General features: G+C 62.2%; 22 protein-coding genes. 10 read left to right on the top strand and 12 right to left on the bottom strand.

Annotation, left to right across the window (positions count from 1 at the left end):
- The first annotated feature begins 11 nt into the window (after positions 1-11).
- From GWK36_RS10155 to GWK36_RS10145, 3 genes are read left to right on the top strand one after another with little or no spacing between them, the layout of a single operon-like run.
- Entirely contained in the window at positions 12-365 is a 354-nt protein-coding gene (locus tag GWK36_RS10155) for a hypothetical protein (protein ID WP_210756753.1), read from the top strand.
- Positions 349-1,233 carry a cysteine synthase CysM gene (gene cysM / locus GWK36_RS10150; protein ID WP_166271035.1) on the top strand — a complete coding sequence of 295 codons (885 nt, stop codon included), beginning with the start codon at positions 349-351 and terminating at the stop codon, positions 1,231-1,233. Before GWK36_RS10155 ends, cysM begins: the two co-directional genes overlap by 17 nt.
- Positions 1,234-1,235: 2 nt before the next feature.
- Positions 1,236-2,012 (top strand): TatD family hydrolase, encoded by a 777-nt coding sequence (locus tag GWK36_RS10145; protein WP_166272619.1) that lies wholly within the window; start codon positions 1,236-1,238, stop codon positions 2,010-2,012.
- Positions 2,013-2,036: 24 nt separating this feature from the next.
- Here the strand turns inward: GWK36_RS10145 and cobF are convergent, their stop codons facing one another.
- A complete protein-coding gene (gene cobF, locus GWK36_RS10140; protein WP_166271034.1) occupies positions 2,037-2,801 on the bottom strand; it encodes a precorrin-6A synthase (deacetylating) in 765 nt (254 codons plus the stop codon).
- Between the two features lie 135 nt (positions 2,802-2,936).
- Between cobF and bchE the strand changes: the two genes are divergently transcribed.
- Together bchE and GWK36_RS10130 are read left to right on the top strand one after the other, a co-directional pair.
- Complete coding sequence (gene bchE, locus GWK36_RS10135) at positions 2,937-4,580, top strand: magnesium-protoporphyrin IX monomethyl ester anaerobic oxidative cyclase (RefSeq protein WP_166271033.1); 1,644 nt, start codon at positions 2,937-2,939, stop codon at positions 4,578-4,580.
- Positions 4,581-4,698: 118 nt separating this feature from the next.
- Positions 4,699-6,267, top strand: a complete 1,569-nt coding sequence (locus GWK36_RS10130) for a cobyric acid synthase (RefSeq protein ID WP_166272617.1) — start codon at positions 4,699-4,701, stop codon at positions 6,265-6,267.
- Between the two features lie 63 nt (positions 6,268-6,330).
- Here the strand turns inward: GWK36_RS10130 and acnA are convergent, their stop codons facing one another.
- Complete coding sequence (gene acnA, locus GWK36_RS10125) at positions 6,331-8,994, bottom strand: aconitate hydratase AcnA (protein WP_166271032.1); 2,664 nt, start codon at positions 8,992-8,994, stop codon at positions 6,331-6,333.
- Positions 8,995-9,169: 175 nt separating this feature from the next.
- Positions 9,170-9,589 (bottom strand): nickel-responsive transcriptional regulator NikR, encoded by a 420-nt coding sequence (gene nikR / locus GWK36_RS10120; protein ID WP_166271031.1) that lies wholly within the window; start codon positions 9,587-9,589, stop codon positions 9,170-9,172.
- A 163-nt stretch (positions 9,590-9,752) separates the two neighbouring features.
- Here nikR and GWK36_RS10115 point away from each other — a divergent pair, with 163 nt between their 5' ends.
- Positions 9,753-11,432 carry an ATP-binding protein gene (locus tag GWK36_RS10115; RefSeq protein WP_166271030.1) on the top strand — a complete coding sequence of 560 codons (1,680 nt, stop codon included), beginning with the start codon at positions 9,753-9,755 and terminating at the stop codon, positions 11,430-11,432.
- 39 nt (positions 11,433-11,471) lie between these two features.
- Here the strand turns inward: GWK36_RS10115 and pdxH are convergent, their stop codons facing one another.
- Complete coding sequence (gene pdxH, locus GWK36_RS10110; protein ID WP_166271029.1) at positions 11,472-12,116, bottom strand: pyridoxamine 5'-phosphate oxidase; 645 nt, start codon at positions 12,114-12,116, stop codon at positions 11,472-11,474.
- A 56-nt stretch (positions 12,117-12,172) separates the two neighbouring features.
- Here pdxH and GWK36_RS10105 point away from each other — a divergent pair, with 56 nt between their 5' ends.
- Entirely contained in the window at positions 12,173-13,327 is a 1,155-nt protein-coding gene (locus GWK36_RS10105) for an AI-2E family transporter (RefSeq protein ID WP_166271028.1), read from the top strand.
- Positions 13,328-13,450: 123 nt separating this feature from the next.
- Here the strand turns inward: GWK36_RS10105 and GWK36_RS10100 are convergent, their stop codons facing one another.
- From GWK36_RS10100 to hoxE, 6 genes are all read right to left on the bottom strand, one after another.
- Positions 13,451-14,101, bottom strand: a complete 651-nt coding sequence (locus tag GWK36_RS10100) for a hypothetical protein (RefSeq protein WP_166271027.1) — start codon at positions 14,099-14,101, stop codon at positions 13,451-13,453.
- 136 nt (positions 14,102-14,237) lie between these two features.
- Positions 14,238-15,662 (bottom strand): Ni/Fe hydrogenase subunit alpha, encoded by a 1,425-nt coding sequence (locus tag GWK36_RS10095; RefSeq protein ID WP_166271026.1) that lies wholly within the window; start codon positions 15,660-15,662, stop codon positions 14,238-14,240.
- A gap of 81 nt (positions 15,663-15,743) precedes the next feature.
- Entirely contained in the window at positions 15,744-16,283 is a 540-nt protein-coding gene (locus GWK36_RS10090) for an NADH-quinone oxidoreductase subunit B family protein (RefSeq protein WP_166271025.1), read from the bottom strand.
- 25 nt (positions 16,284-16,308) lie between these two features.
- Complete coding sequence (gene hoxU, locus GWK36_RS10085) at positions 16,309-17,040, bottom strand: bidirectional hydrogenase complex protein HoxU (protein ID WP_166271024.1); 732 nt, start codon at positions 17,038-17,040, stop codon at positions 16,309-16,311.
- A gap of 59 nt (positions 17,041-17,099) precedes the next feature.
- Complete coding sequence (locus GWK36_RS10080; protein ID WP_166271023.1) at positions 17,100-18,707, bottom strand: NuoF family protein; 1,608 nt, start codon at positions 18,705-18,707, stop codon at positions 17,100-17,102.
- A complete protein-coding gene (gene hoxE, locus GWK36_RS10075; protein WP_166271022.1) occupies positions 18,697-19,200 on the bottom strand; it encodes a bidirectional hydrogenase complex protein HoxE in 504 nt (167 codons plus the stop codon). The genes GWK36_RS10080 and hoxE overlap by 11 nt, the downstream gene beginning before the upstream one ends.
- Before the next feature lie 161 nt (positions 19,201-19,361).
- On the opposite strand from hoxE, the gene pssA reads away from it, so the two are divergent.
- From pssA to GWK36_RS10060, 3 genes are read left to right on the top strand one after another with little or no spacing between them, the layout of a single operon-like run.
- Positions 19,362-20,117: a CDP-diacylglycerol--serine O-phosphatidyltransferase gene (pssA, locus tag GWK36_RS10070; protein WP_166271021.1), complete on the top strand. Its 756-nt coding sequence runs from the start codon at positions 19,362-19,364 to the stop codon at positions 20,115-20,117.
- A 48-nt stretch (positions 20,118-20,165) separates the two neighbouring features.
- Entirely contained in the window at positions 20,166-20,645 is a 480-nt protein-coding gene (locus GWK36_RS10065; RefSeq protein WP_166271020.1) for a PH domain-containing protein, read from the top strand.
- A gap of 15 nt (positions 20,646-20,660) precedes the next feature.
- Positions 20,661-21,158: a L,D-transpeptidase gene (locus tag GWK36_RS10060; protein ID WP_210756752.1), complete on the top strand. Its 498-nt coding sequence runs from the start codon at positions 20,661-20,663 to the stop codon at positions 21,156-21,158.
- Positions 21,159-21,406: 248 nt separating this feature from the next.
- On the opposite strand, the gene GWK36_RS10055 is transcribed toward GWK36_RS10060, so the two are convergent.
- Both GWK36_RS10055 and GWK36_RS10050 read right to left on the bottom strand, forming a co-directional pair.
- Complete coding sequence (locus GWK36_RS10055; protein WP_166271019.1) at positions 21,407-22,666, bottom strand: glucose-1-phosphate adenylyltransferase; 1,260 nt, start codon at positions 22,664-22,666, stop codon at positions 21,407-21,409.
- A gap of 111 nt (positions 22,667-22,777) precedes the next feature.
- The gene (locus GWK36_RS10050; protein WP_166271018.1) at positions 22,778-23,221 is read right to left on the bottom strand and encodes a phage tail sheath protein; all 444 of its coding nucleotides are present in this window, start codon (positions 23,219-23,221) and stop codon (positions 22,778-22,780) included.
- Positions 23,222-23,392: the final 171 nt, after the last annotated feature.

Below are 23,392 nucleotides of genomic sequence, written 5' to 3'. Positions count from 1 at the left end.
AAGAGGTTATCATGACACAGCTCTGCTGGAATCTGGCGCAATCAGCAAAGCGCCGTCCGCCGGTGGCCGAGGCGATGCGCGCTGCCATCGGCGAAATCCGCCGCCGCTTGCCTTTTCATTTGCCACCGGCCGAGCTGTGCACGGGCGACTGCCGAGGCTGTTCACTGAAGCTGCTTGGGTTTCTCGACAGCGAATTGATGGGTTGGGAGCAACGGCTAGATGCCGGCGAGCGACCAGGATTAAGTGAACTATCGCAGTTGCTTGGTACAGCACGCAAGGTCGAGCGTGTCTTGAGTCACAACGGTCTGCTCTCGGCCACCCAGACATCATGCAAAGATCGAGGTAAAGGTGTTTCAAACTCTTGAGGATGTCGTCGGCCACACCCCCTTGGTGCGTCTACAGCGTTTAACTGGCCCTACTACCAATACCCTTCTGCTCAAGCTCGAGGGCAATAACCCGGCGGGTTCGGTCAAGGATCGGTCGGCGCTCAACATGATCCGCGCTGCCGAGGCCCGCGGTGAGATCAAACCAGGGGATACCCTGATCGAGGCGACAAGCGGTAACACCGGGATTGCCCTGGCTATGATCGCTGCGGTCAAGGGCTATCGGCTCAAGCTCATCATGCCGGAGCAGATGAGCCTGGAGCGGCGCGCCATCATGCGCGCCTTCGGCGCTGAGCTGATCCTGACCCCCAAGGACGGCGGGATGGAGGCGGCGATCGACTGCGCCCGAGAACTGGGGGCCCAAGGAGAGGGCTATCGCCTGGATCAGTTCTCTAACCCAGACAACCCAGCGGCCCATTATCTGACCACCGGGCCCGAGATCTGGCAGGGGACCCAAGGCCGGATTACCCATTTTGTCAGCGCTATGGGGACGACCGGCACCATCATGGGGGTGGGACGCTATCTCAAGGAGCGAAATCCAAACGTCCAGATCATCGGTGTTCAGCCGGCGGAGGGTTCAAACATCCCCGGCATTCGGCGCTGGCCCAAAGAGTATCTCCCACGTATCTATGACTCAAGCCGCGTCGATCGGATCATCGATGTCTCTCAGGACGAGGCAGAGCATATGGCCCGTGAGCTGGCAGCGCGCGAAGGGATCTTCGTCGGTATCTCTTCGGGCGGGGCGGTAGCCGCGGCCCTTCGGCTCGCGCAAGAGGTCGAAGGGGCACTGATCGTTGCCGTCGCCTGCGACCGCGGGGATCGCTATCTCTCGACCGGTGTCTTTCCTTGAACATGCTCATCGACTCGCATTGTCATCTCGACCGGCTGGACCTCGAGGTGCAGGAGGGCGGGTTTGCCTCTTTCATGGACGCCTGTCGTACCTCGGGCATAGGGCGGTTGCTCTGCGTGGGGATCGATCTCGAGTCCTATCCGGCGATGCGCCTGTTGGTCGATCCCTATCCCGAGATCGATGTCGCGGTCGGCGTACACCCCAATGCCGAGAGGGGCGAGGAGCCCACCCTAGCGCGCCTCATGGCCCTTGCCGCCGACCCCAGGGTGGTCGCCATCGGCGAGACGGGGCTCGATTATTACCGGCTCGCCGGGGACGCCGGCGTGCAACAAGGGCGTTTTCGGGTGCAGATCGCCGCCGCGCGCGCCTGCCACAAGCCCTTGATCATCCATACCCGCCAGGCGCAGGCCGATACCCTGCGCATCCTCAAGGAAGAGGGCGCGGATGCGATCGGTGGGGTCTTGCATTGTTTCACCGAGGATTGGGAGATGGCGCGCGCGGGGTTGGATCTCGGGTTTTATATCTCGTTTTCAGGGATCATCACCTTCAAAAACGCGGATGACCTGCGGTCGGTCGCCCGCCGCGTGCCCCTCGACCGGCTGTTGATCGAGACCGATGCCCCCTATCTCGCCCCCGTCCCGCATCGCGGCAGGCCCAATAGCCCCCTGTATCTGCGCCATATCGCCGACTGTCTGGCGGGGCTCAGGGGGATGGCGGTTGAGGCGCTCGCTGAACAGACTACCGAGAACTACCGGAGCCTGTTTCAGCGAGAGGCGTAGGGTACGCATGGCGTACCCTACAGGTCACAGCTTGCGCCGTCTGAGGAGATAGGTGTCCATGATCCAGCCCTGCGCCTCGCGCAACCGGTCGCGGGTCTGGATCAAGGCATCGCCGACCTGATCGAGCGGTCCGGCGATCAAGGTTTCGTCCGGGCAGCCCAGATTCCCTCCCCAATAGATCTCGAGGTCCTGCCCGCGCAGGTGCTGAAAGGCGCATTGCCCATCCAGCATGACCACAGCGTTGTGGATCTGGGCGGGATCGGCGCGCGCAAGCTCGCGCCCGGTAGTGATCAGGATCTCTTCTCCCACCCGATTGAGCGGGATCCTGTGGCGCGCTGCAAGCATCTGCACTGCGCTGATGCCTGGGATGATCGTAAAGTCAAATTTACCGCCCGAACGCCCCGCAAGCTCGGCGATCAGCGAGACCGTCTGGTCATAGATCGAGGGATCCCCCCAAAGCAACAGTCCCCCCTGCTCGCTGTCCTGGAGTTCATCGGCAATCAGGCGAGCAAAGAGCGCAAGCTTGTTCTCATGCCAGGCGCGCACCGTCTCCTGATAGCCCCCGGGTAGGGTCTGTCGTTCCGGGCTCGGCGCTATGACCAAGCGATAGCCGCCCTCGGGGCGATAGAGCTCGAGGATCGCCTGGCGCATCGCCAGGAGCTTGTCCTTGCCGCGTCCCTCCTTCTCCAGCAGGAAAAAGACATCGACCCGCTTGAGGGTCTCGATCGCCTGGACGGTGAGATACTCGGGGCTGCCCGGCCCCATGCCGATCAAATAGAGGTGTTTCATACAACGAACGCGGTCTTTCTGTCTTGATCCAGGCGCGCGATTGGCGCATCCTCACCATTTTAGGGCAAGGGTGCGGACGGCGCGCATGAGACGCCCGCACCCGACCTTTTCGATCGAGACAACCCGGAGCTTGAGATGCGCATCCTCTTTGTCCACCCCAACTACAGCGCCGGCGCCGCCGACATCGCGGGCAATTGGTCGCCGGCCTGGGTTGCTTATCTGGCAGGTTATTTGAAGTCGGGCGGTTATCAAGACTATCAATTCGTCGATGCGCTGGTCGACAGGCTGGACGATGAGCAGTTGCGCGTCGCCATCCGCGATGCCAAGCCGGATGTCGTCGCTACCACGGCCATGACCCCGCTGATCTATACCGCCCAGCGGGTCTTGCAGATTGCCAAGGAGGAATGCCCCAGGGCGATCACGGTGCTCGGCGGCATCCACCCCACCTTCATGTATGAACAGGTCCTCAATGAGGCCCCTTGGGTCGATATCATTGTGCGCGGCGAGGGCGAGGCGGTGATGCTGAACCTGGTGCGCGCGATCGATTCGGGGCGCTGGCCGGATGAGCGCGAGAAGGTCAATGGCATCGCCTATCTCGACGAAAACAACAAGGTCATCGCCACTCCCCCTGAGCCCTCGATCAAGGATGTGGATTCGATTTGGCCCGATTGGGGCATCCTTGACTGGAAAAAATATATCTATATCCCGCTGGGTGTGCCGGTCGCCACCCCCAACATGGCGCGCGGTTGCCCCTTCACCTGTAGCTTCTGCTCACAGTGGAAGTTCTGGCGCGACTATCGGGTGCGCGACCCCAAGCGCATGGTCGATGAGATTGAGGAGCTGGTGAAGGTCCATGGCGTTGGATTCTTCATCCTGGCTGATGAAGAACCGACCATCAACAAAAATAAGTTCGTCGCCTTTTGCCAAGAGCTCATCGATCGCGATCTCGGTATCCATTGGGGGATCAATACCCGGGTGACCGATGTGATGCGCGATGAGGAGCTCTTGCCCTTCTATCGCAAGGCGGGCCTGGTCCATGTCTCGCTCGGCACCGAGGCTGCGGCCCAATTGAACCTCGACCGCTTCGTCAAGGAGACCACGGTCGCCCAGAACAAGCGGGCGGTACAGCTATTGCAGCAGAACGGGATCGTCACCGAGGCCCAGTTCATCGTGGGTCTGGAGAATGAGACCCGCGAGACCCTGGAAGAGACCTATCAGATGGTCATGGACTGGGGCGCGGATATGGCCAACTGGTCGATGTACACTCCCTGGCCGTTCTCCGATATGTTCAATGAAATGGGCGACCGGGTCGAGATCTTTGACTATTCCAAATACAACTTCGTCTCACCGATCATGAAGCCGGATGCCATCGATCGCGCCGAGCTGCTCGACGGCGTTATGGCCAATTACCGGCGCTTTTATATGAAGCGGATGCTCTTCCAATACCCCTGGGTGCGCGACCCCTTCCGCCGCAAATATCTGATCGGCTGTATCAAGGCGTTTCTGAAGAGTGCTATGCAGCGGCGCTTCTATCAGCTCGGTCAGCAAAATTATTGGGGCCCGCTCTTCAAGAAGTTCATCCGCTTCGAGTATGACAAGAGCAAGGGCCCGATCGTGGTTCCGGATCATAATACCTGGAAGAAGGCGCCACCGGCCAAGCGTCCGGCGATCAGCGCGGTCGGTGCCGCACCTCAGGCCTGTGCCGGCGGTGCCAAGGCCTGCGGCGGTGGGACCGAGCAGATGACCGAGGAGCAGATGCGCCAGTACGAAAGCGCCTGATGGCGATGCCTTCCTAAACTGCCCGCGGCCCTACCTGCTGGCGGGCTGTCTCGGCAACACCTGAAGACCCGGCCCGCATCCATGCTCGATGGATGCGGGTTTCATCCTTTGGCCAGCCATGATGGATCCGATCCCCAGCCTCCCCATCGAACTCCCGCCGCTTGGCGAGCACGGCCCACGTCGGGCGCGCGCCCTCATGATCCAGGGCACGGCCTCGGATGTCGGCAAGAGCCTGGTGGTCGCGGGGCTGTGCCGCGCCTATACCCGGCGGGGCCTGGTCGTGCGTCCGTTCAAGGCGCAGAACATGAGCAACAATGCCGCAGTGACCTCTGATAGCGACGCCCCTGTGGGACCGGACGGCACCCGTCCGCGCGGCGAGATCGGGCGCGCTCAGGCATTACAGGCCCGTGCCTGCGGCGTTGCCCCCTCGATCCATATGAATCCGGTCTTGTTGAAGCCGCAAAGCAATGTCGGTTCCCAGGTGGTCTTGCGCGGGCGGGTGCTCGGCAATTGGCCGGCGCGGATCTATCACCAATTGCGTCCGTCCCTGATGCCTGCAGTCCTGGATTCATTTGCCAGGCTCTGCGCCGAGGCCGATCTGGTGCTGGTCGAAGGTGCAGGCAGCGGTGCCGAGATCTATCTTCGGCACTGTGACATCACCAACATGCATTTTGCCGAGCGCGCCGACGTGCCGGTGATTGTGCTCGGCGACCTCGACAAGGGCGGGACCATGGCCGCCCTGGTCGGCACCTGGCTCTTGCTCGATCAGGCCGACCGCGAGCGGGTTGTTGGCTATATCGTCAACAAGTTTCGCGGCGACTTTTCGCTCTTCGAGCCGGCCTGCGAGACTATCACCCGCATCACCGGCTGGCCGTTTCGCGGGGTGGTGCACTGGTTCGAGGGGGCGTCTAGTTTGCCCGCCGAGGACTCATTGGCCCTGGAGCGGCCTGCCGAAGGCCAGGGCGGGACACTCAGGATCGCCGTGCCCCGGCTCTCACGGGTGGCCAACTTCGATGACCTCGATCCCTTGGCCGCCGAACCTGGGGTGGATCTGCGCTGGATCCAGCCGGGGCAGGTGATCCCTGCTGAGACCGATGTGGTGATCCTGCCGGGGTCCAAGGCCACGCGCGCGGACCTCGAGGTCCTGCGCCGTCAAGGCTGGGACATCGATATCCTCGCCCATGTCCGCCGCGGGGGACGGGTGGTCGGGATCTGCGGCGGCTTTCAGATGTTGGGGCGGGTGGTGCGCGATCCCCAAGGGATCGAGGGCACCCCGGGCGAGACCGCGGGTTTGGGCTTGCTCGACCTTGAGACAACGATCGGTCCCGAGAAGCGCCTGGCCGAGATCGATGCCTTGGATCTGGTTAGCGGCTGCCGGGTCAAGGGCTATGAGATGCACATGGGCCAGACCACGAGCCTAGGCCCCGCGCGTCCCTGGCTGCGGCTACAGGACGCCGGGGGGCGGATTCACCCTGAGGGTGCGATCAGCGCCGATGGGCGGGTCATGGGCTGTTATGTCCATGGGATCTTCGGCGCCGACGGGTTTCGTGCTCACTGGCTAAGACAACTGGGCATCGAAGCCGCGCGCCTGGACTTCGAGTCGCGCATCGAGTCGGCGCTCGATGCCCTCGCCGATCATCTCGCATCCTGTCTCGATCTCGACGCCTTGCTCACCCTGGCCCGCTAGATCAAGGTGCAGCGAGCCGCACCCCAGGCGCAGCGGGTAAGATACCCGTGCATCGGCGCCTCCTCAGACAAACTGGGCCACTCGCCTGAGCACATAGGGAAGGATCCCGCCCTGGCGGTAATAGTCCGCCTCGTTGGGGGTATCGATGCGTACCCGCGCCTGGAAGCGAACCTCGCTGCCGTCGATGCGGGTGGCGCAGACCTCGACTGATTTGGCTGTACCTCTCCCAAGGCCCAGGATGGCGAAGGTCTCGCTGCCATCGAGTCCGAGGGTCTGGGTGTTCTCGCCGGCCATGAACTCGAGCGGCAGGATGCCCATGCCGATGAGGTTCGAGCGATGGATGCGCTCGAAGCTCTCGGCGATCACCGCCCGCACCCCAAGCAACCGCGGCCCTTTGGCTGCCCAGTCGCGCGATGAGCCCGAGCCGTATTCCTTGCCGGCGATGACAATGACCGGCGTGCCCTCGGTCTGATAGCGCTGTGCCGCCTCATAGATGCTCATGAGCTCGCCGCTGGGCTGATGGCGGGTCACCCCCCCTTCGGTCCCAGGGGCCATCAGGTTCTTCAGGCGCAGGTTGGCAAAGGTCCCGCGCATCATGACCTGGTGATTACCGCGCCTCGCCCCCAGGCTGTTGAAGTCCTTGGGGTCCACACCCTGCTCGATTAGATAGCACCCCGCAGGCGAGTCCGGTTTGATCGAGCCTGCCGGCGAGATATGGTCGGTGGTGATCGAATCACCCAATAGGGCCAGACAGCGTGCCCCGCGGATGTCGGCGATCGGCTCGGGCTCCAGGGTTATGCCGTCGAAATAGGGCGGGCGATGGATATAGGTCGAGGACGGCCAGTCATAGAGCATCCCGCTGGGTGCGGCCAGGGATTGCCAGCGGTCATCACCGCGAAACAGATCTTGATAGGCCGCTTGAAATGACTCTGGGGTGACAAAGTCAGCGATGGCCGCAGCGATCTCCTCTTGGCTCGGCCAGAGGTCGCGAAGATAGACCGGTTGACCGGCGGGATCTAGGCCAAGGGGCCCATGTTCCAGATCCAGATCGATGCGACCGGCGATGGCATAGGCGACGACCAGTGGCGGGCTCGCCAGATAGTTCATCCGCACCTCGGGGTGCACCCGCCCCTCGAAGTTGCGATTACCCGAGAGCACCGCCACCGCGCACAGCCCATGCTCGGCGATCGCCTGCGAGACCGGCTCGGGCAGGGGTCCTGTATTGCCGATGCATACGGTACAGCCATAGCCGACCACATGAAAGCCGAGCGCCTGTAGCGGCCCCATCAGCCCCGCCTGTTCGAGATAATGGGTGGCGGCCATCGAGCCTGGGGCGAATGCAGTCTTGACCCAGGGGGCGCGTTTGAGGCCACGCGCGACCGCCTTTTGGGCTAGAAGGCCGGCAGCGATCAAGACGCTGGGGTTGGAGGTGTTGGTGCAAGAGGTAATGGCCGCGATCACCACTGAGCCGTCTTGAAGCTCGACCTCTTGCCCATCGAGCAGGACCCGCGCCGGGCCGCGCTCGGGCAGGTTACGCTCGGCCTTGAGCGCCGCCAGCGCTTGGGGGAAGTGGCCGGGGATCTCGGTAAGGGCTACGCGATCCTGGGGGCGGCGCGGTCCGGCGAGCGAGGGGACGATCTCACCGAGATCGATCTCCAGGATCTCGGAATAGACGGGCTCAGGCGCATTGGCCTCATACCAGACCCCTTGCGCCCGGCAATAGGCCTCGATCAGAGCGAGCTGGTGGCCATCGCGCCCCGTCAGACGCAGATAGTCGAGGGTCGCCCGATCTATGGGGAAGAGCCCACAGGTGGCGCCATATTCGGGGGCCATGTTGGCGATGGTGGTGCGCTCGCCGAGCGGCAGGCTTGCAATGGCTGGCCCATAGAACTCGACGAACTTGCCGACCATCCCATGCCGGCGCAGGCGTTCAGTGATCGTCAAGACCAGATCGGTGGCGGTGACCCCGGAGCGCAGGCGACCGGTCAGACGCACACCGACCACCTTGGGCACTAGCATCGAGATCGGCTGACCCAGCATCGCCGCCTCGGCCTCGATCCCGCCGACCCCCCAGCCGAGCACCCCCAGGCCATTGATCATGGTAGTGTGCGAGTCTGTCCCGACACAGGTGTCGAAATAGGCCAAGGGCCTGCCCTGGACCGTCTCTTGGAAGACCACACGCGCGAGATATTCGCAATTGACCTGATGCACGATCCCCGTATCTGGCGGGACGATGCGCAGCCCCTGGAATGCCTGCTGCCCCCATTTGAGGAACTGATAGCGCTCGCGGTTGCGGGCGAACTCAAGCTCGGCGTTCAGGGCAAAGGCTGCTTCCGAGCCGAAGTGGTCGACCTGGACTGAGTGATCGATGACCAGCTCCACCGGTACCAGGGGGTTGATGCGTGCGGGATCGCCGCTGAGCGCGCGCATGGCATCACGCATGGCGGCGAGATCCACGACGGCGGGCACGCCGGTAAAGTCCTGCATCAACACCCGCGCCGGGCGAAACTGGATCTCCTTGTCGGGTTCGGCCTGGGGGTCCCAGGCGCTGAAATAGGCGAGATCGGATTCGGTGACGGTACGCCCATCGGCGTGGCGCAGGAGGTTTTCGAGCAGGATCTTGAGAGCATAGGGCAGGCGGGCGCTGTTGGGGACAGCGGCGATCGATAAGAAATCATAGGTCCGGTCGCCGACCTGAAGGCTCGCTGGGGCACTGAGATTGGGCATAGAGACTCCGCTGATCGGGTGTCTGTTTACAAAAATTATAATCTTAGCGCCCAGGGGCAGGCGATGCCATCGGTCCGGGCGCAGACTAGGCGCCTCAGTGGCTTATCGTAGAGACGGGCAGCTGCCGCTGCCGAGGCTAGCCTGCCTGCTGCGGCGTGGTTAGGGAGACGGCAGTTCAATGGTCCAGGCGCGCCGCTCGGGTCAGCTTGGCAAAGCGCACACCCCGCAATCCGCTCAATTCAGCGCTGAGGTGCGCGATCTGTGCCGGTTTGCCATAGAGGATGATGGTCTCCAGGCAATTGTGATGGTCGAGATGGACATGGGTGGTGGCAACGACGTGGACATAGTCGCGATGCTGGATATCGAGGATCCGTTGGGTGAGGGTGCGGTCATGATGGTCATAGACCAGGGTCAAGACCCCAGCGACCTCAGTCTCGCCGTCCTCCCAGATCGATTCGATGAGCCGCTCGCGGATGAGATCGCGCACCAGCTCAGACCGCGAGGCATAGCCTTTGTCGATCACCCGTTCATCGAGGGCATCGAGCAGCGACTTGGGGAGGGAAACGCTAAAGCGGATCGTGGGTTCAGTGTCCATTTGGGGATCGGGGACTACAAAGGATTGACAGGGACTGGGTGGATCAAAAGAGCATAACACCCGAGCTTTGTCCTTAAACCAAGCCTATTTCTAAGACATCGATGGGCGATCGGGGCCATATAATTAAACCACCCCAGCTCCAAGACCAGGAGTCGATCCAGTCATGTCAGATCCCAGTCTCATCGGGCGCGTCATCGATATCCAGGATGGGTGTCTGATCGCCACCCTGTTCCCCTCTCCTGAGGGTTTCCCTACCGCCCGCACCATCGAGGATGAAACCCTGCCAATCGGTCAATTAGGCAGTCTGGTGGAGGTGCGCGATGCAGTCGGACATATCTTGGCCGAGGTCGCGCGCAGTTATGAGGAATCGGTGGGGATGCGAACCGTACAGGCCGAGGGCCAGGCTGCAGCCCGTCAGGTCAGCGTGCGCGAACGCCGCTTGGAACTGACCGCGCTCGCTGAGATTATGGCTGAGGGCCGGCTTGAACCTGGGGTCAGCCGCTATCCGCTGATCGGCGCCACTGTCCACCTGATCCCGACGGCGCGTCTCGGGCAGTTACTGGCACGCAAGCTCCAGGTGGGCCTTGAGCTGGGACGGCTGTCGGCACGCCCCCAACTGAGGGCGGTCTTTGAGCCTACCACCCTCTTCGGCCGTCATCTGGCGATCCTGGGTCAATCGGGCGCTGGTAAGTCATGGACGCTTGCCAGCCTGATGCAGCGTGTCGTCGCTGCCATGCCGCATGCCCATCTGATCCTCCTCGATCTACACGGTGAATACGGTTGGCGTGGGCCCGACGGCCAATGCATCGGGATCTTTCCGCCGGGCACGGCGCGTTATCTGGACGCCCGCGAGCTGGAGATCCCCTATTGGCTCCTCACCTACGCCGAGCTGATGGACCTCTTCATCGACCGTACCGACCCCAACGCCACGGTGCAGATGGCCTTTTTGCGCGAGACCCTCTATGCCCTGCGCAAACAGTCCAATCAGCATCTGGGGATCGATCGGTTATCGGTTGATTCCCCGGTCTATTTTTCGATCGAGGAGCTTTATCAGCGCTGCAAAAAGGCCAATGAAGAGAAACTGGAGTTCGGTAAGGTCAAGGGACCTCTGTTTGGGGCCTTTGATGACTTCCTAGTGCGTTTCTTGGCCCTTTACAACGATGGGCGTTATGACTTCTTCATGCGCCCCACCCGGCATAAAAGCTCGGCGGCCCTAGAAGACCTCTTGCGCGACTTTGTGGGCTTGGGTGAACCCAAGCGCCAGGTGACGGTGATCGATTTAAGCCCTGTCCCGGTGGACCTGCGTCCGGTCATCTCGGCGCAGATCGGGCGCCTGGCCTATGAGTTCAATTATTGGAACCCTAGGCGCTATGAGTTTCCGATGCTATTGATCTGCGAGGAGGCGCATCAGTATATCCCCAAGGAGTCCGATCCCCGTTTCGTCGGGACGCGGCGGGCGATGGAGCGCATCGCCAAGGAGGGGCGCAAATATGGGGTGACGCTGTGTATCGTCAGCCAGCGCCCGACGGAACTCTCAGGCACTGTGCTTTCGCAATGCGGTAATTATCTCTGTCTACGGATGTCAAATGCCGATGACCAGGAATATGTCCGGCGTCTCTTGTCGGTTGGGGCCAAGAACCTGGCTGACAAACTGGCCTCATTGCGTCGCGGCGAGATCCTGACCCTGGGTGATGCCTCGCCTTTGCCGACCCGCATCCAGGTCGAGCCACCGGATCCACCGCCGATCAGCGCCGATGCCCCCTTCTCCCAGAGCTGGATGAGCGGGCCGGATGACCTGGATGTCGCCGATATCGTTAACCATTGGTGGCAGCAGATCCGCTGAGGCACAGGTCATTCCTTAAGGAGACATGCCTGCGCCGTTTCAAGGTGCCAGCCGCTCGATCGCCCAGCCGCCACCTGCTTGCTGCAGATAGCGGAAGCGGTCGTGCAAACGGTTCTCGCGCCCCTGCCAGAACTCGAACGTCTTGGGCACGATGCGGTAACCGCCCCAGAAATCGGGCAAGGGGACCTCGCCTTGGGCGAAGCGCTTGGCCATTTCGGCGACCTTGGCCTCGAGAAGCGCGCGCGAATGGATGACCTGGCTCTGCGGCGAGGCCCAGGCGCCAATCTGACTGCCGCGCGGACGGGTAGCAAAGTAGCGCATCGATTCGGTCGTGGAGATGTGCTCGGCCTGCCCTGTGATCTGTACCTGGCGGGCCAGTGCCACCCAGGGAAAGAGCATGGCCACCCGTGGATTGGCCGCGATCTCGCGCGCCTTGTGGCTGGTGTAGTTGGTGAAAAAGACGAAGCCGTGCTCGTCATAGAGCTTGAGCAAGACGGTGCGCGCCGAGGGTTGGCCGTCGGCAGCGACTGTGCATAGGGTAAAGGCATTGGGCTCAGGCAGGTCGGCGGCGATCGCCAGTTCATACCAGGATTGAAACTGGCGGACCGGATCGGGATCGAGGTCGGCGCGGTTGAGGCCCCGTTCCATCAGCTCGCGCCTCAGGGTTTCAGGATTGACATTCATCGCGGAGTCTAGATCGCAGTGTTCATGGCAGTTTGAACAAATACCCATATTGTCGCATGACCCAGGATTCACTGACCAAGGCCACTGTCATCCTGATGACGCTCGGGATCAGCGCCCTATTTTTGGCCATGATCCAGCCGTTTTTAATGACGCTCTTGCTGGCGGGGATCTTCAGCGCCTTGGCTCACCCTTTTTATCTCAGGCTGCGCGCGCGGTTCGGTTGGAGCGCGCCTCTAGCCGCACTGCTGACCCTGGCGTCTATCACCGTCATCGTCCTGATCCCCGGGGCCTTGCTGATCACCATCCTGATCGGTCAGGCGCTCGATGTCAGCCTGCTCATCCGCGCTTGGGTGCGGGCAGTGATCGAGGACCCCAGCGGCCTTATGACCTGGCTCGTGCATCTGCCGTTCTATGAGGAGGTAGTGCGTCACCGCGACCTGATCCTGCAACAGGCAGGCCAGGGCGCGACCCTGATCAGCAAGTTGCTGGTCGATTGGGTCTCATCGGTCGCCTTCAAGACCGTCCATCTGCTCTTTCTGACCTTCGTCTTCCTGTACAGCCTGTTTTTCCTCCTGATCGACGGCCCCAATCTGATCCTCAAAATCCTGTATTACCTACCGCTCTATACCCGAGACGAGCGCCTCCTGCTCGACAAGTTCATCTCAGTGACCCGCGCCACCCTCAAGGGGACGGTTTTGATCGGCATTCTCCAAGGAGGGCTGGCGGGGATCGCCTTTGCCGTCGCCGGCATCAGCGATGCCGTCTTCTGGGGTACGGTAATGGCGGTGCTGTCGATCATCCCCAATGTCGGGGCCTCGCTGATCTGGGCACCGGCAGTGGTCATCCTGATCGTCCAAGGCAAGATCCTGACCGGCGTCCTGCTCGGTCTCTTTTGCGGTCTGGTCGTCGGCACCCTGGATAATCTGCTGCGCCCGATCCTGGTGGGCAAGGACACTAAGATGCACGAGCTGATGATTTTTTTGAGCACACTCGGCGGGATCTTTATGTTCGGCCTGCCGGGGCTCTTCTTGGGGCCCATCATCGGTTCGCTCTTGATCTCGATCTGGGAGATCTATGGGATCGAGTTTGCCGAGGTCCTGCCGGCGGTTGAAGAGTCGCTGAGCGAGCCCGTGGTTAGCAATTTGCCTGCTGATACCTCGGCCCAGGACGCACCGGGCACCCTGTCCGCTGAGGAGCGATCTGTGGATTGATCCCGGCGGCTGATCGGATGCGCAGTGCCTCTCTAGGGTGGTATTGATCCATTCGCAGCCACACACCCGGCGCCTTTGCATCCTATGGGTGTTTCTGGATCTTGGCTTGTGCTGAACTGAAGGTTAGGGGTGGATGAGGCGATATAGCCGGTCGAGCAAGCGCTGCAATGCCTCATCTACTACCGGGCTGAGCCGCTCGGCATAGGCGAACGACTCACCCCCGATCGAGATCAGGGACGACCTCGGCGAGGTACCGTAGAGCCACAGACACCAGGCCAAGAGCTCGGCTGGCGTGAGTGCATGGATGAGGGGAGGGGATAAGACAGAGCCATCCTGCCGAGGCGTCGGCCATGCCGAGCCTTGCCGGGTGCCCAGTGCACCCCCTGTGGGCCGAAGCCGCCGGCAGCGCACCTTGCCTGGCGGATCATCGAGTGCAGCATCGATGAAGAGCGCGCGCCGGTGGCGGGCGAGATCTGCTGCAAGCTCTGGGGTCAGGCACTGTCGAGCGATGACCTCAACCCCTGATCCCCGCGGCCGTGTGCCTTCTGTGGGGTACCTTGCGCACTCGACAGGCGGGAGGGAGCTATCTTCCCCGCCGCGGGATGTCCGGGCATCGACCCCGGCCAAGATCGGCCTTGGAGATGCTGGCCGTAGGGTACGCGATGCGTACCCTACGGCCGGGCCAGTCGCACCGCTGCCCTCAGGGGCCCGTCTCTCGAGCCAATCCAAGAGACGCTCGGCGGCGATGAACCCCACTGCATCATCGCCGCGCACTGGATTGCCATAGCCGATGATCAGCAGGCTGTTCAGGGCACCAGGTGTCGATCGAACGATAGGCTGTCTTGCCGCGGGCTTGTCAGGTGCGCGCTGCGCACTCGACTGCGAGCGACGGGGTAACCCAGGGCGCAGCCTACCGCGAGAGCCGATCGAGGACCTGCCCCTGCGCATCCCGCAGCTCGACCGTCAAGGGGATCTGACCTGCGGCATGCGAGGCGCAGGAGAGACAGGGGTCAAAACAGCGGATCACCGCCTCGACCCGATTGAGCATCCCCTCATCGAGTCTGGTCCCATCGACATAGGCCGATGCGACCTGGCGGATGGCCTGATTCATCGCCAGGCTGTTGTGACCGGTGGCGATGATGAGATTGACCCAGGTGATGAGCCCATCGTCATCGATCCGGTAATGATGGATCAGTGTCCCGCGCGGGGCCTCGGCGACCCCGATCCCTTCGTAGCGGTTGCTGCGGGCCCGGGCGCGTACCCGCTGATCCATGATGACGGGGTCTTTGAGTAAGCGATCGATCATCTCCAAGCCATAGATGATCTCAACCAGGCGCGCATAGTGATAATGGAAGCTGCTTAGGATCGGCCCTTCTTCGCGCAGCAGATGAAACTCGGCGAGCGCGACATCGGCATAGGGGGTGCCGCAGGATTGGATATTATTCAGTCTGGCCAAGGGGCCGACGCGATAGACCCCCTGCGGATAACCCAGGGGTTTGTAATAGGGCGATTTGAGATAGCTGAAGGGCTCTACCGCCTCGCCGATGACCCGTGCATAGTCCTCGGGCGGGACCTGGTCCTCGATGATCCGCCCCTGGGCGTCCTTGATGCGCAAAAGACCATCATAGTGCTCGAGTGTCCCCTGTGGGCTCACCAGGCTCAGAAAGAGGGTGGGGAGGTTGCCGAAGCGCTCGGCCTCGTCTTTAAACCTCGGTACCAGGGTCTTGTAGAAGGCGTAGGTGCGTTTGGTGATCTCTAGGGCCTCGGGAATCAGTTTGAGGATCTGATCGCGTTTGTCGGCGTTTAAAGGCTCAGCCACCCCGCCGGGCACCACCCAGGCCGGATGAATGCGTTTGCCGCCCAGGGTCTCGATGATGATCTGACCGATCGCTCGCAGTCTGATCCCGTCGCGCGCCAGCTCTGGATGCTGGCGCATCACCCCGAAGAGGTTGCGCTCCCTAGGGTCAGCGTCCCAGCCGAGGACGAGATCCGGGGAAGAGAGATGAAAGAACGATAGGGCATGCGATTGCACGAGCTGGGCGAGATTCAACACCCGCCTGAGCTTTTCTGCTGCCGGTGGGATCTTGACCGATAGCAGATGGTCGCAAGCCTTGTTCGAAGCGATGATATGGCTGACTGGACAGATCCCGCAGGTGCGGGCGGTCAAGGCCGGCATCTCGCGGTAGGGTCGCCCCTCGCAGAACTTCTCGAAGCCGCGAAATTGGGTGAGATGTAACCGGACGTCGGCGACCTGGCCCTGTTCGTCGAGATCGATGCTGATCCTGGCGTGTCCCTCGATGCGGGTGACCGGCTCGATGGCGATGGTGCGGCTCATGGTTTCAACCTCGGGTGGTCAGGGGCGGGCATCGCCCGTTCCCTGTAGGATGCGCATTGCGCACCCTACGGCATTCTAAACCTATATCCCAAAACGGCTGACCGCGCTCGGGTCCGGGGCATGACCGGCGAGGAGTTCGGTGAGGACAAACCAGATGGCATCCGCCGGTGGCGGACAGCCAGGCACAAAGACATCGACCTTGACCTCCTGATGGACCGGCTTGACCGGACAGCGCAGCGCCGGCACCCCAACGCACGGGATCTGGGGGTTTAGGGTCACGTTTTCGCGATAGGCGCGATCGAGGACCTGTTCGAGCTTGAATGCATTGCGCATGGCCGGCACATTGCCGGTCACCGCGCAATCGCCGAGGCTGATGAGGACCCGGCAGCGCGCGCGAAAGAGCCTAGCCTTTTCGAGGTCTTCGTCCGAGCTGATCGCCCCTTCCAGGATCCCGAGCTCTACCTGTTCGGGCAGGGTCTTGGCATCGACCAGGGGGCTGTAGACCAACTCGACACGCTCGGCAAGGGCGATCAGACGCTCATCAAGGTCCAGAAATGACATGTGACATCCTGAGCAGCCGTCGAGCCAGGCGGTGGCAATGGTGATCTTGGGCTCGCTCATCGGCGATCGCTCCTAGGGTTTTAGGCTATCGCGCATGGCGGCGGCGCGCGAGGATCGGCAAGAAGTGCTGATCCTTGACCATCTCACCCGCCGAGGTCCCCTGTTTAACCAGGGCGCCTGTGGGGCAGACCTGGACGCATTTGCCGCAGCTCGTACAGGTCTCGCTCTCGCCCCAGGGGGTCGCCAGATCCGAGATAATCTGGCATTGGCCACCGCGCCCCATTACGTCCCAGGCATGCGCCCCCTCGATCTCGTCGCAGACCCGCACGCAGCGGGTGCACAGGATGCAGCGGTTGTGATCGAGGCGAAACAACTCATGCGAGCTGTCGAGGTGATAATGGACCTGGCGGTAGCTGAAGCGCACATGGTCGACCCCGAGTCGCTGGGCGAGCGTCTGCAGCTCGCAATGACCGTTGGAGACACAGACCGAACAGACATGGTTGCGTTCGGCGAATAGAAGCTCGACAAGTGTGCGGCGATAACGCTGGAGGCGAGGGCTATCGGTTTGGATCACCATCCCTTCGGCGACACGGGTCGAACAGGCTGCTACCAATCGGTTTTGCCCGACCAACTCGACCATGCATAGCCGACAGCCTGCCCAGAGCGATAGCCCCTCGAGATAACACAGGCTGGGGACGGGGATCTGGTGCTCGCGGCAGACCTCGAGCAGGGTCTCGTCCTCGCGCGCCGAGAGGTCGCGGTTATCGATCTTCAGGGTGACGACCCGTACATTGGGTTGGGCGGCTGTAAGCGGCATCTTTCTCAAACCCCCAGTGTCAGGCGGACACACAGTGCGCAGGCGGTTTTATCCTTCCCCTACGCCCTGAGCTTGGCCTCATATTCGTGGCGGAAATAGCGCAGGGTGCTCAAGACTGGGTTCGGGGCGGTCTGACCCAGGCCGCATAGACTCATCGCCCGCACTACCTCGCAGAGCTCCTCCAGAAGCGCAAGGTCCTCATCGGTCCCTGCGCCGCGCGCGATCTTCTCTAGGAGGGCATGCATCTGCCAAGTCCCAGTGCGGCAGGGAATACACTTGCCGCAGGACTCGCTCATACAAAACTCCATAAAGAACCGCGCGACATCGACCATCGAGGCGGTCTCGTCGATGACGATCATCCCGCCCGAGCCCATGATGGTGCCGAGGGTCTTGAGGCTGTCATAATCCACCGGCGTGTCCAGATATTGTTCGGGGATACAGCCGCCCGAAGGCCCGCCGGTCTGGACCGCCTTGAACCGCTTACCATCGGGGATCCCGCCGCTGATCTCCTCGATGATCGCGCGCAGCGTGATCCCCATCGGGACCTCGATGAGCCCGGTGTTCTTGATCCGACCCGCCAGGGCAAAGACCTTGGTCCCCTTGGAGCCCTCGGTCCCGATCTGGGCAAACCAGGCGCCGCCTTTGCGGATGATGGGAGCGATATTGGCAAAGGTCTCGACGTTGTTGATCAGGGTCGGGCAGCCCCACAGCCCGGACTCGGCGGGATAGGGTGGGCGCGGGCGCGGCTGACCCCGCAGTCCCTCGATCGAGGCCATGAGGGCCGTCTCCTCGCCGCAAACGAATGCGCCGGCGCCGAGCCGAAGGTCGATGTCAAAGGCAAAGGGCGTATCCGCCACCCGCGCGCCGAGAAACCCTGCGCGACGAGCAGCGCGGATGGCGGTCTCCAGGCGCGCGACCGCCAGGGGGTACTCCGCGCGCACATAGATGTAGCCCTTGCTGGCACCGATGGCATAGGCGGCGATCGCCATGCCCTCGAGCACCCGGTGTGGGTCGGACTCTAGCACTGCGCGGTCCATAAAGGCACCCGGGTCGCCCTCGTCGGCGTTGCAGATGACATATTTCTGGGCGCTGGGCATCTTGGCGACTGTGGACCACTTGAGACCTGTAGGATAGCCCGCGCCACCACGCCCGCGCAGCCCGCTCGCCGTCACCTCGCGGATCACCTCGGCTGGGGTCATCTCGGTGATCGTCTGGATCAGGGCGCTATAGCCGCCATGTACAATCGCCTCGGGCAGGCTCTCGGGATCGATCAGCCCCGACCGCTCGAGAACGATGCGCACCTGCTGCTGAAAAAACGGCTGATCGGTCGGACAGCGTAGGCGTTCGACCGGCGGCCCCTGGAGGCTAGCGAGGATCTCCGGAGCATCGACTGGGGTGACATTGCGATAGAGGAGCGAGCTGTTGAGCTCGGCATCCCGCTCGGCGACCGCGACCAAGGGCCCCGCCGAACAGAGCCCCATGCAGCCGACCCCCTTGACCTTACAGCGCCCATTGCCCTGGGTCGCACAGGCCTCTTTGAGCGCCTCTAAGACCGGCAGCGAACCGGATGACTGGCAACTGGCCGCGACACAGACGCGGATCTCCTGCTCGTGGGTCTCTTCGGCGCGATGGCGCGCGGCTAGCTCTGCAAGGTCATCAAGATGCATGTACAAGCCCTTCCAGTTTGGCGAGCAGGTTCTCCGGGGTCTGTTTGCCCAAGACCTCGCCGTCGAGTACCACCGCCGGTGCCAGGCCACAGGCGCCGACACAGCGCGCGGTCAACAACGACAGGGCCCCGTCCTCGTTGGTCTCACCCGGGCGCAGCGCGAAGTGCGCGAGGATGCCCTCGAGTAGACCGGTGGCACCCTTGATGTAACAGGCGGTGCCGGTGCAGACCACACAGGTATGGCGGCCTGGCGGCTTGAGGGTAAAGATGTGATAGAAGGTCGCAACTCCATAGACCTTGCTCAAGGGCATGTCCAGGGAGGCGGCGACGAAGCGCAGCGCCGTCTCGTCGAGATAGCCGAAGGCGTCCTGGACGCTGTGCAGAGTCTCGATTAAGGCATGCCCGGCATAGCCGTTGCGGCGCATGGTGGCATTGACGAGCTTCCAGCGCGGGTCATCGTTCGGCAGCGGGGGACGGATGGGCGGCAGGGTCATGGTGTTTGCGAGCCTGTTTCAAGGATGTCTGCACTGATGGGGATCGAGGTGCGGTGTCTCCCGCCTCCCGCCTTGGCCGCTGGGACTGTATCATCTTCATCTCACCCAGGGGCCCTCGATCTTGTTGGCCAGAGATCCTATCGCGCATTGATGTGATAACTATGGACGAAACCGAGCTTCCATGCAAAACCCGCCGCGGTATCTATCTGCTGCCCAACCTGTTCACGACCGCGGCCCTCTTTGCCGGTTTTTATGCCGTGCTTGCCGCCACCCATGGGCGCTTCGAGGCAGCAGCAGTCGCGATCCTGGCCGCCCAGATCCTCGATGGCTTCGATGGCCGGATCGCGCGCCTCACCCAGACCCAAAGCACCTTCGGCGCCGAATACGATAGTCTGTCCGACATGGTGGCCTTCGGGGTCGCCCCTGCCTTGGTTGCCTATCATTGGGCGCTTGGCGGTCTGGGTAAGATCGGCTGGCTGGCCGCCTTTATCTATACAGCCGCTGCCGCCTTGCGTCTAGCCAGGTTCAACACCCAGATCGGGATCGCCGACAAACGCTATTTTCAGGGGCTTGCCAGCCCGTCAGCGGCCGCCCTCGTCGCGATGGGCATCTGGACAGCGCATGATTTCGGTATCCAAGGCCAGGATGTCGCCTGGCTGGCAGCGATCCTGACAGCAGGCGCGGGGCTCCTGATGGTCAGCAACTTCCGCTATTTCAGCTTCAAACAGATCAATCTCCAGGGACGGGTCCCCTTCCTGCTTGCCGTATTGGTGATGCTCGGTTTTGCCCTGGTCTATCTTCAACCGCCCCTGGTCCTATTTACCTTGGCCATTGTCTATGCCGCTTCAGGTCCAACCTGGACCCTGATCCGGCTCAAACGTAACCGCGAACGCCGCCGGCGCGAGGCCGTCTCTTAAAAAGCGGCCTGCTGCCCAGACGGCCTTTAAGAACCAGGAGACTGCCTGATGTCTGAGGTCCTATATTCAGCCCACCCCTCACTGATCCGCAGCCGGCCCCTGGCCACGGTCCTGACCCTGCTCTTACTGGTGGGCGGCAGCCTTTTATTCTTGAAGGGTGAACAGGCCCTGCCGCCTGAACTGACCTTGCCCGGGCTCGACGATCTTGTCCTGCGTCTGCTCGGTCTATTGCTTTTTGTTTTTGCCCTGTTTCGATTAGTGGGCTGGTGGTTGGCGAGCCTTTCTGATCGTCTCGAGATCAGCGCCGATGAGATCCTCTGGAGTCATGGGCTGCTTAGCAAACACTATACAGAGATCTCTATGAACGCGGTGCGCACTGTCCATGTCAGCCAAAGCCTACTGCAGCGCATCCTGAATGCCGGCGATCTAACCATCTATACCTCAGGCGACCTCCCGGAGCTGGTGGTGCGCGGTCTGCCTGACCCCGGACGCATCCGCGCCTTGATCCGCTCACCGGTGCGGGAATGAGGGATCAGGCGCGCTGTGCGCGAAGGGGTGTGGGTCTTGATCGAATTGGCGGCCCAGCGCCTAACCCTGTTTGCTGAGGGGCAGGCGCTGCGCCAGTACCCGGTCTCCACCGCCGCCAACGGACCGGGCGAACGGCTAGGCAGTGGCTGCACCCCGCGCGGGCTGCATCGGGTGCGCTTGAAGATCGGGGCTGATTGTCCGCTCGGCACGGTGTTTGTCGGGCGCCGACCGACGGGCGAGATCTATAGCGAGGCCTTGGCTGCGGCCTATCCAGGACGCGATTGGATCTTGACCCGTATCCTCTGGCTGACTGGCTGCGAGCCCGGGCGCAACCGCGGTGGGCAGGTCGATACGCTCAGGCGCTTCATCTATATCCACGGTTGTCCGGACTCCGAGCCGATGGGCGTGCCCGGATCTCACGGCTGTATCCGGATGCGCAATCGCGACATCATCGAGCTCTTCGCCGCCATCCCAAAGGGTACGGCAGTCGAGATTCATGCCGAGGCATCATGATCGCCCTCATCCCTGGCTTAACCATCGTATCGCCCTGATCGCCGTCGGCGCGCTGCTTGTCCTGTGGCGGGTGATGCGGTATATCGCCCGCCAATCCCGAAGGGTCCTAGCATTGCCGGCGCTCTAGGCAGGGCGGGACTACCGCTCTCCGGTGTGTGGGTCTCCCATGCAGACAGGTTGGGTCATGCTCGACAAGGGCGCCATCTGGTCAGCGCGCGATGGGGCCAAAAATCGCCGGCGAGTCCGGCTCATTCGGCATAGCCGTGTCCGCTTGAACCGCGATGATCGCGCGCGAAATAGCTCACCTGACCCTGGGGGATCACGGTAAGACCGCCGGGGCTGATATGGAAGCGTTCGGCGTCGCGCCCGCAGTCGAAACCGATCGCATCCCCAGCATCTATATGATTGTGCCGATCGACGATCACCCGGCGCAGGCGCGCCCCGCGCCCGATGCGCACATAGTCCATGATGATGCAATCCTCGATCACAGCGCCCTCCTCGATTACCGCCTCGCGCCGGATGATCGAGTTTTTGATCACCGAGCCGGGATAGACGAGGGTCGCTGCGCCAAGCAGGGTGTTTTCGATCTGACCGCCGAGTATCCGCGCTACCGGGCCCTGATAGCTGCTCGAATAGATCGGCCATTCAGGATTGAAGACATCGAAAACAGGCTCAGCACCCAAGACATCGCGATGGGCGTCGAAATAGGCGTCGAGGGTCCCTACATCGCGCCAATAGACCTGTTGCTCATAGGGCTGAATGCCGGGGATGCGGTTGGTCGCAAAGTCATAGGCAAAGAGTCGATGGGTCTGCAAGAGGCGCGGCAAGACATGCTGACCAAAGTCGGTCCCGCCTGTCTCTTTGGTCTCGCGCAGGGCCTGGATCAGTACCTCGGTGTCGAAGATGTAATTGCCCATCGAGGCGAAGGCCATCCCAGGATTGCCGGGCATCGGGGTCGGCTTGGCTGGCTTTTCCTCGAAGGCGCGGATATACCCATCGGTATCGGCCACGATCACCCCATAGCTCGATGCCTCGGCCACCGGCACCGGCAGGGCGGCGATGGTGGCATCGGCGCGGTTGGCGCGATGGAACTCGACCATCTGCCGCACGTCCATCCGGTAGATATGATCGGCACCGAAGACCGCGACCAGATCCGGGCGATGCTCCTCGATCAGATTGAGATTCTGGTGGACGGCATCGGCGGTCCCCTGAAACCAATGCTCTCCCGACATCATCTGTGGCGGCACGACGGTAACAAACTGATTTTGTATCAAGGGCGAGATGGTCCAGGCCTTGCGGACATGCTCGATCAGCGACTGCGACTTGTACTGGACCAGAAGATAGATGGTATGGATCTGGGAGTTGACCAGATTGCTTAAGACAAAATCGACTATGCGGTAGCGCGACCCGAAGGGGACCGAGGGCTTGGAGCGATTTTGGGTGAGCGGCTGGAGCCGGGACCCTTGGCCGCCGGCCATGACGAAGGCGATGATACGTTCGTTTTGCATGAGTCCTCCGCGGCCCCGAGGGGCGCTACTTCGTTGTGCATGGATCGGAGACTCAATGATAAACCCAAGCGCGAATGCTGTGATGAGGCAGGCGCCTGAACAGGCGCAGCACTATGCAGCGACAGAAGGGGAGAGTGGGGCGGATGTGGGCTGCGAAACACAGCAGCCAAGCACCGATCGCAACGTTTCCAGCGCCGCGATGCCCGTGCGTGCACCGGCACCTGCATCTGTGCCGCCGATCACCGCGGCCAGCCTCTCATCTGCCGTGGTATTCGGGTCGTCTGGCACATCAGCCACGCGCACCGCTACGATCAGCGGGCTATAGCCCTGCGCGTGGATCGCCGACACCGCGGCGGGCAGCGTGCCGGCGCTGCCCAAAATGGCCGCGCTGCGCGGCGTGGTCAGCAAAATCGGAGTGTGGAGCGGCACAGCCGCATCGGTCGCGTCATGTGCGGTACCGACGACGCCGATCACGCTTGAGCGCGCCGTCTGGATCGGCCGCAAGCCGTCATCTATATCGACAATCTCGACCCCGTGATGGAATGCTTCAGCCATGGGGATATTCCTTTCGATAAATTAAAGGAAAAATTAAAGGAAGGTACGCGCCAACAAGCTCGCTCTCGTAGCTCGCTCGGCAGTGATCGCGTTCCAGCGGGGCAAAGAGCGCGTCGATGAGCGGCCGCAGGATGCGCCCAGCCAGCTTGCCCTGCTGCTCCATACGCCAAG

The sequence above is a fragment of the Caldichromatium japonicum genome, assembly GCF_011290485.1.
Taxonomy (GTDB): Bacteria; Pseudomonadota; Gammaproteobacteria; order Chromatiales; family Chromatiaceae; genus Thermochromatium; species Thermochromatium japonicum.
The sequence above is the reverse complement of the archived record's forward strand: the minus strand, read 5'-3'. Positions and strand labels throughout refer to the sequence as shown.

Excerpts from the sequence above, each read along its gene's own strand:
- cobF (WP_166271034.1), bottom strand. The coding sequence starts at position 2,801 with ATGAAACACCTCTATTTGATCGGCATGGGGCCGGGCAGCCCCGAGTAT.
- GWK36_RS10155 (WP_210756753.1), top strand. The coding sequence starts at position 12 with ATGACACAGCTCTGCTGGAATCTGGCGCAATCAGCAAAGCGCCGTCCG.
- GWK36_RS10095 (WP_166271026.1), bottom strand. The coding sequence starts at position 15,662 with ATGAGCCGCACCATCGCCATCGAGCCGGTCACCCGCATCGAGGGACAC.
- GWK36_RS10080 (WP_166271023.1), bottom strand. The coding sequence starts at position 18,707 with ATGCATCTTGATGACCTTGCAGAGCTAGCCGCGCGCCATCGCGCCGAA.
- GWK36_RS10050 (WP_166271018.1), bottom strand. The coding sequence starts at position 23,221 with ATGGCTGAAGCATTCCATCACGGGGTCGAGATTGTCGATATAGATGAC.
- hoxU (WP_166271024.1), bottom strand. The coding sequence starts at position 17,040 with ATGCCGCTTACAGCCGCCCAACCCAATGTACGGGTCGTCACCCTGAAG.
- hoxE (WP_166271022.1), bottom strand. The coding sequence starts at position 19,200 with ATGACCCTGCCGCCCATCCGTCCCCCGCTGCCGAACGATGACCCGCGC.
- GWK36_RS10055 (WP_166271019.1), bottom strand. The coding sequence starts at position 22,666 with ATGCAAAACGAACGTATCATCGCCTTCGTCATGGCCGGCGGCCAAGGG.
- GWK36_RS10090 (WP_166271025.1), bottom strand. The coding sequence starts at position 16,283 with ATGAGCGAGCCCAAGATCACCATTGCCACCGCCTGGCTCGACGGCTGC.
- GWK36_RS10115 (WP_166271030.1), top strand. The coding sequence starts at position 9,753 with ATGTCAGATCCCAGTCTCATCGGGCGCGTCATCGATATCCAGGATGGG.
- nikR (WP_166271031.1), bottom strand. The coding sequence starts at position 9,589 with ATGGACACTGAACCCACGATCCGCTTTAGCGTTTCCCTCCCCAAGTCG.
- GWK36_RS10065 (WP_166271020.1), top strand. The coding sequence starts at position 20,166 with ATGTCTGAGGTCCTATATTCAGCCCACCCCTCACTGATCCGCAGCCGG.
- acnA (WP_166271032.1), bottom strand. The coding sequence starts at position 8,994 with ATGCCCAATCTCAGTGCCCCAGCGAGCCTTCAGGTCGGCGACCGGACC.
- bchE (WP_166271033.1), top strand. The coding sequence starts at position 2,937 with ATGCGCATCCTCTTTGTCCACCCCAACTACAGCGCCGGCGCCGCCGAC.
- pssA (WP_166271021.1), top strand. The coding sequence starts at position 19,362 with ATGGACGAAACCGAGCTTCCATGCAAAACCCGCCGCGGTATCTATCTG.
- GWK36_RS10145 (WP_166272619.1), top strand. The coding sequence starts at position 1,236 with ATGCTCATCGACTCGCATTGTCATCTCGACCGGCTGGACCTCGAGGTG.
- pdxH (WP_166271029.1), bottom strand. The coding sequence starts at position 12,116 with ATGAATGTCAATCCTGAAACCCTGAGGCGCGAGCTGATGGAACGGGGC.
- GWK36_RS10130 (WP_166272617.1), top strand. The coding sequence starts at position 4,699 with ATGATGGATCCGATCCCCAGCCTCCCCATCGAACTCCCGCCGCTTGGC.
- GWK36_RS10105 (WP_166271028.1), top strand. The coding sequence starts at position 12,173 with ATGACCCAGGATTCACTGACCAAGGCCACTGTCATCCTGATGACGCTC.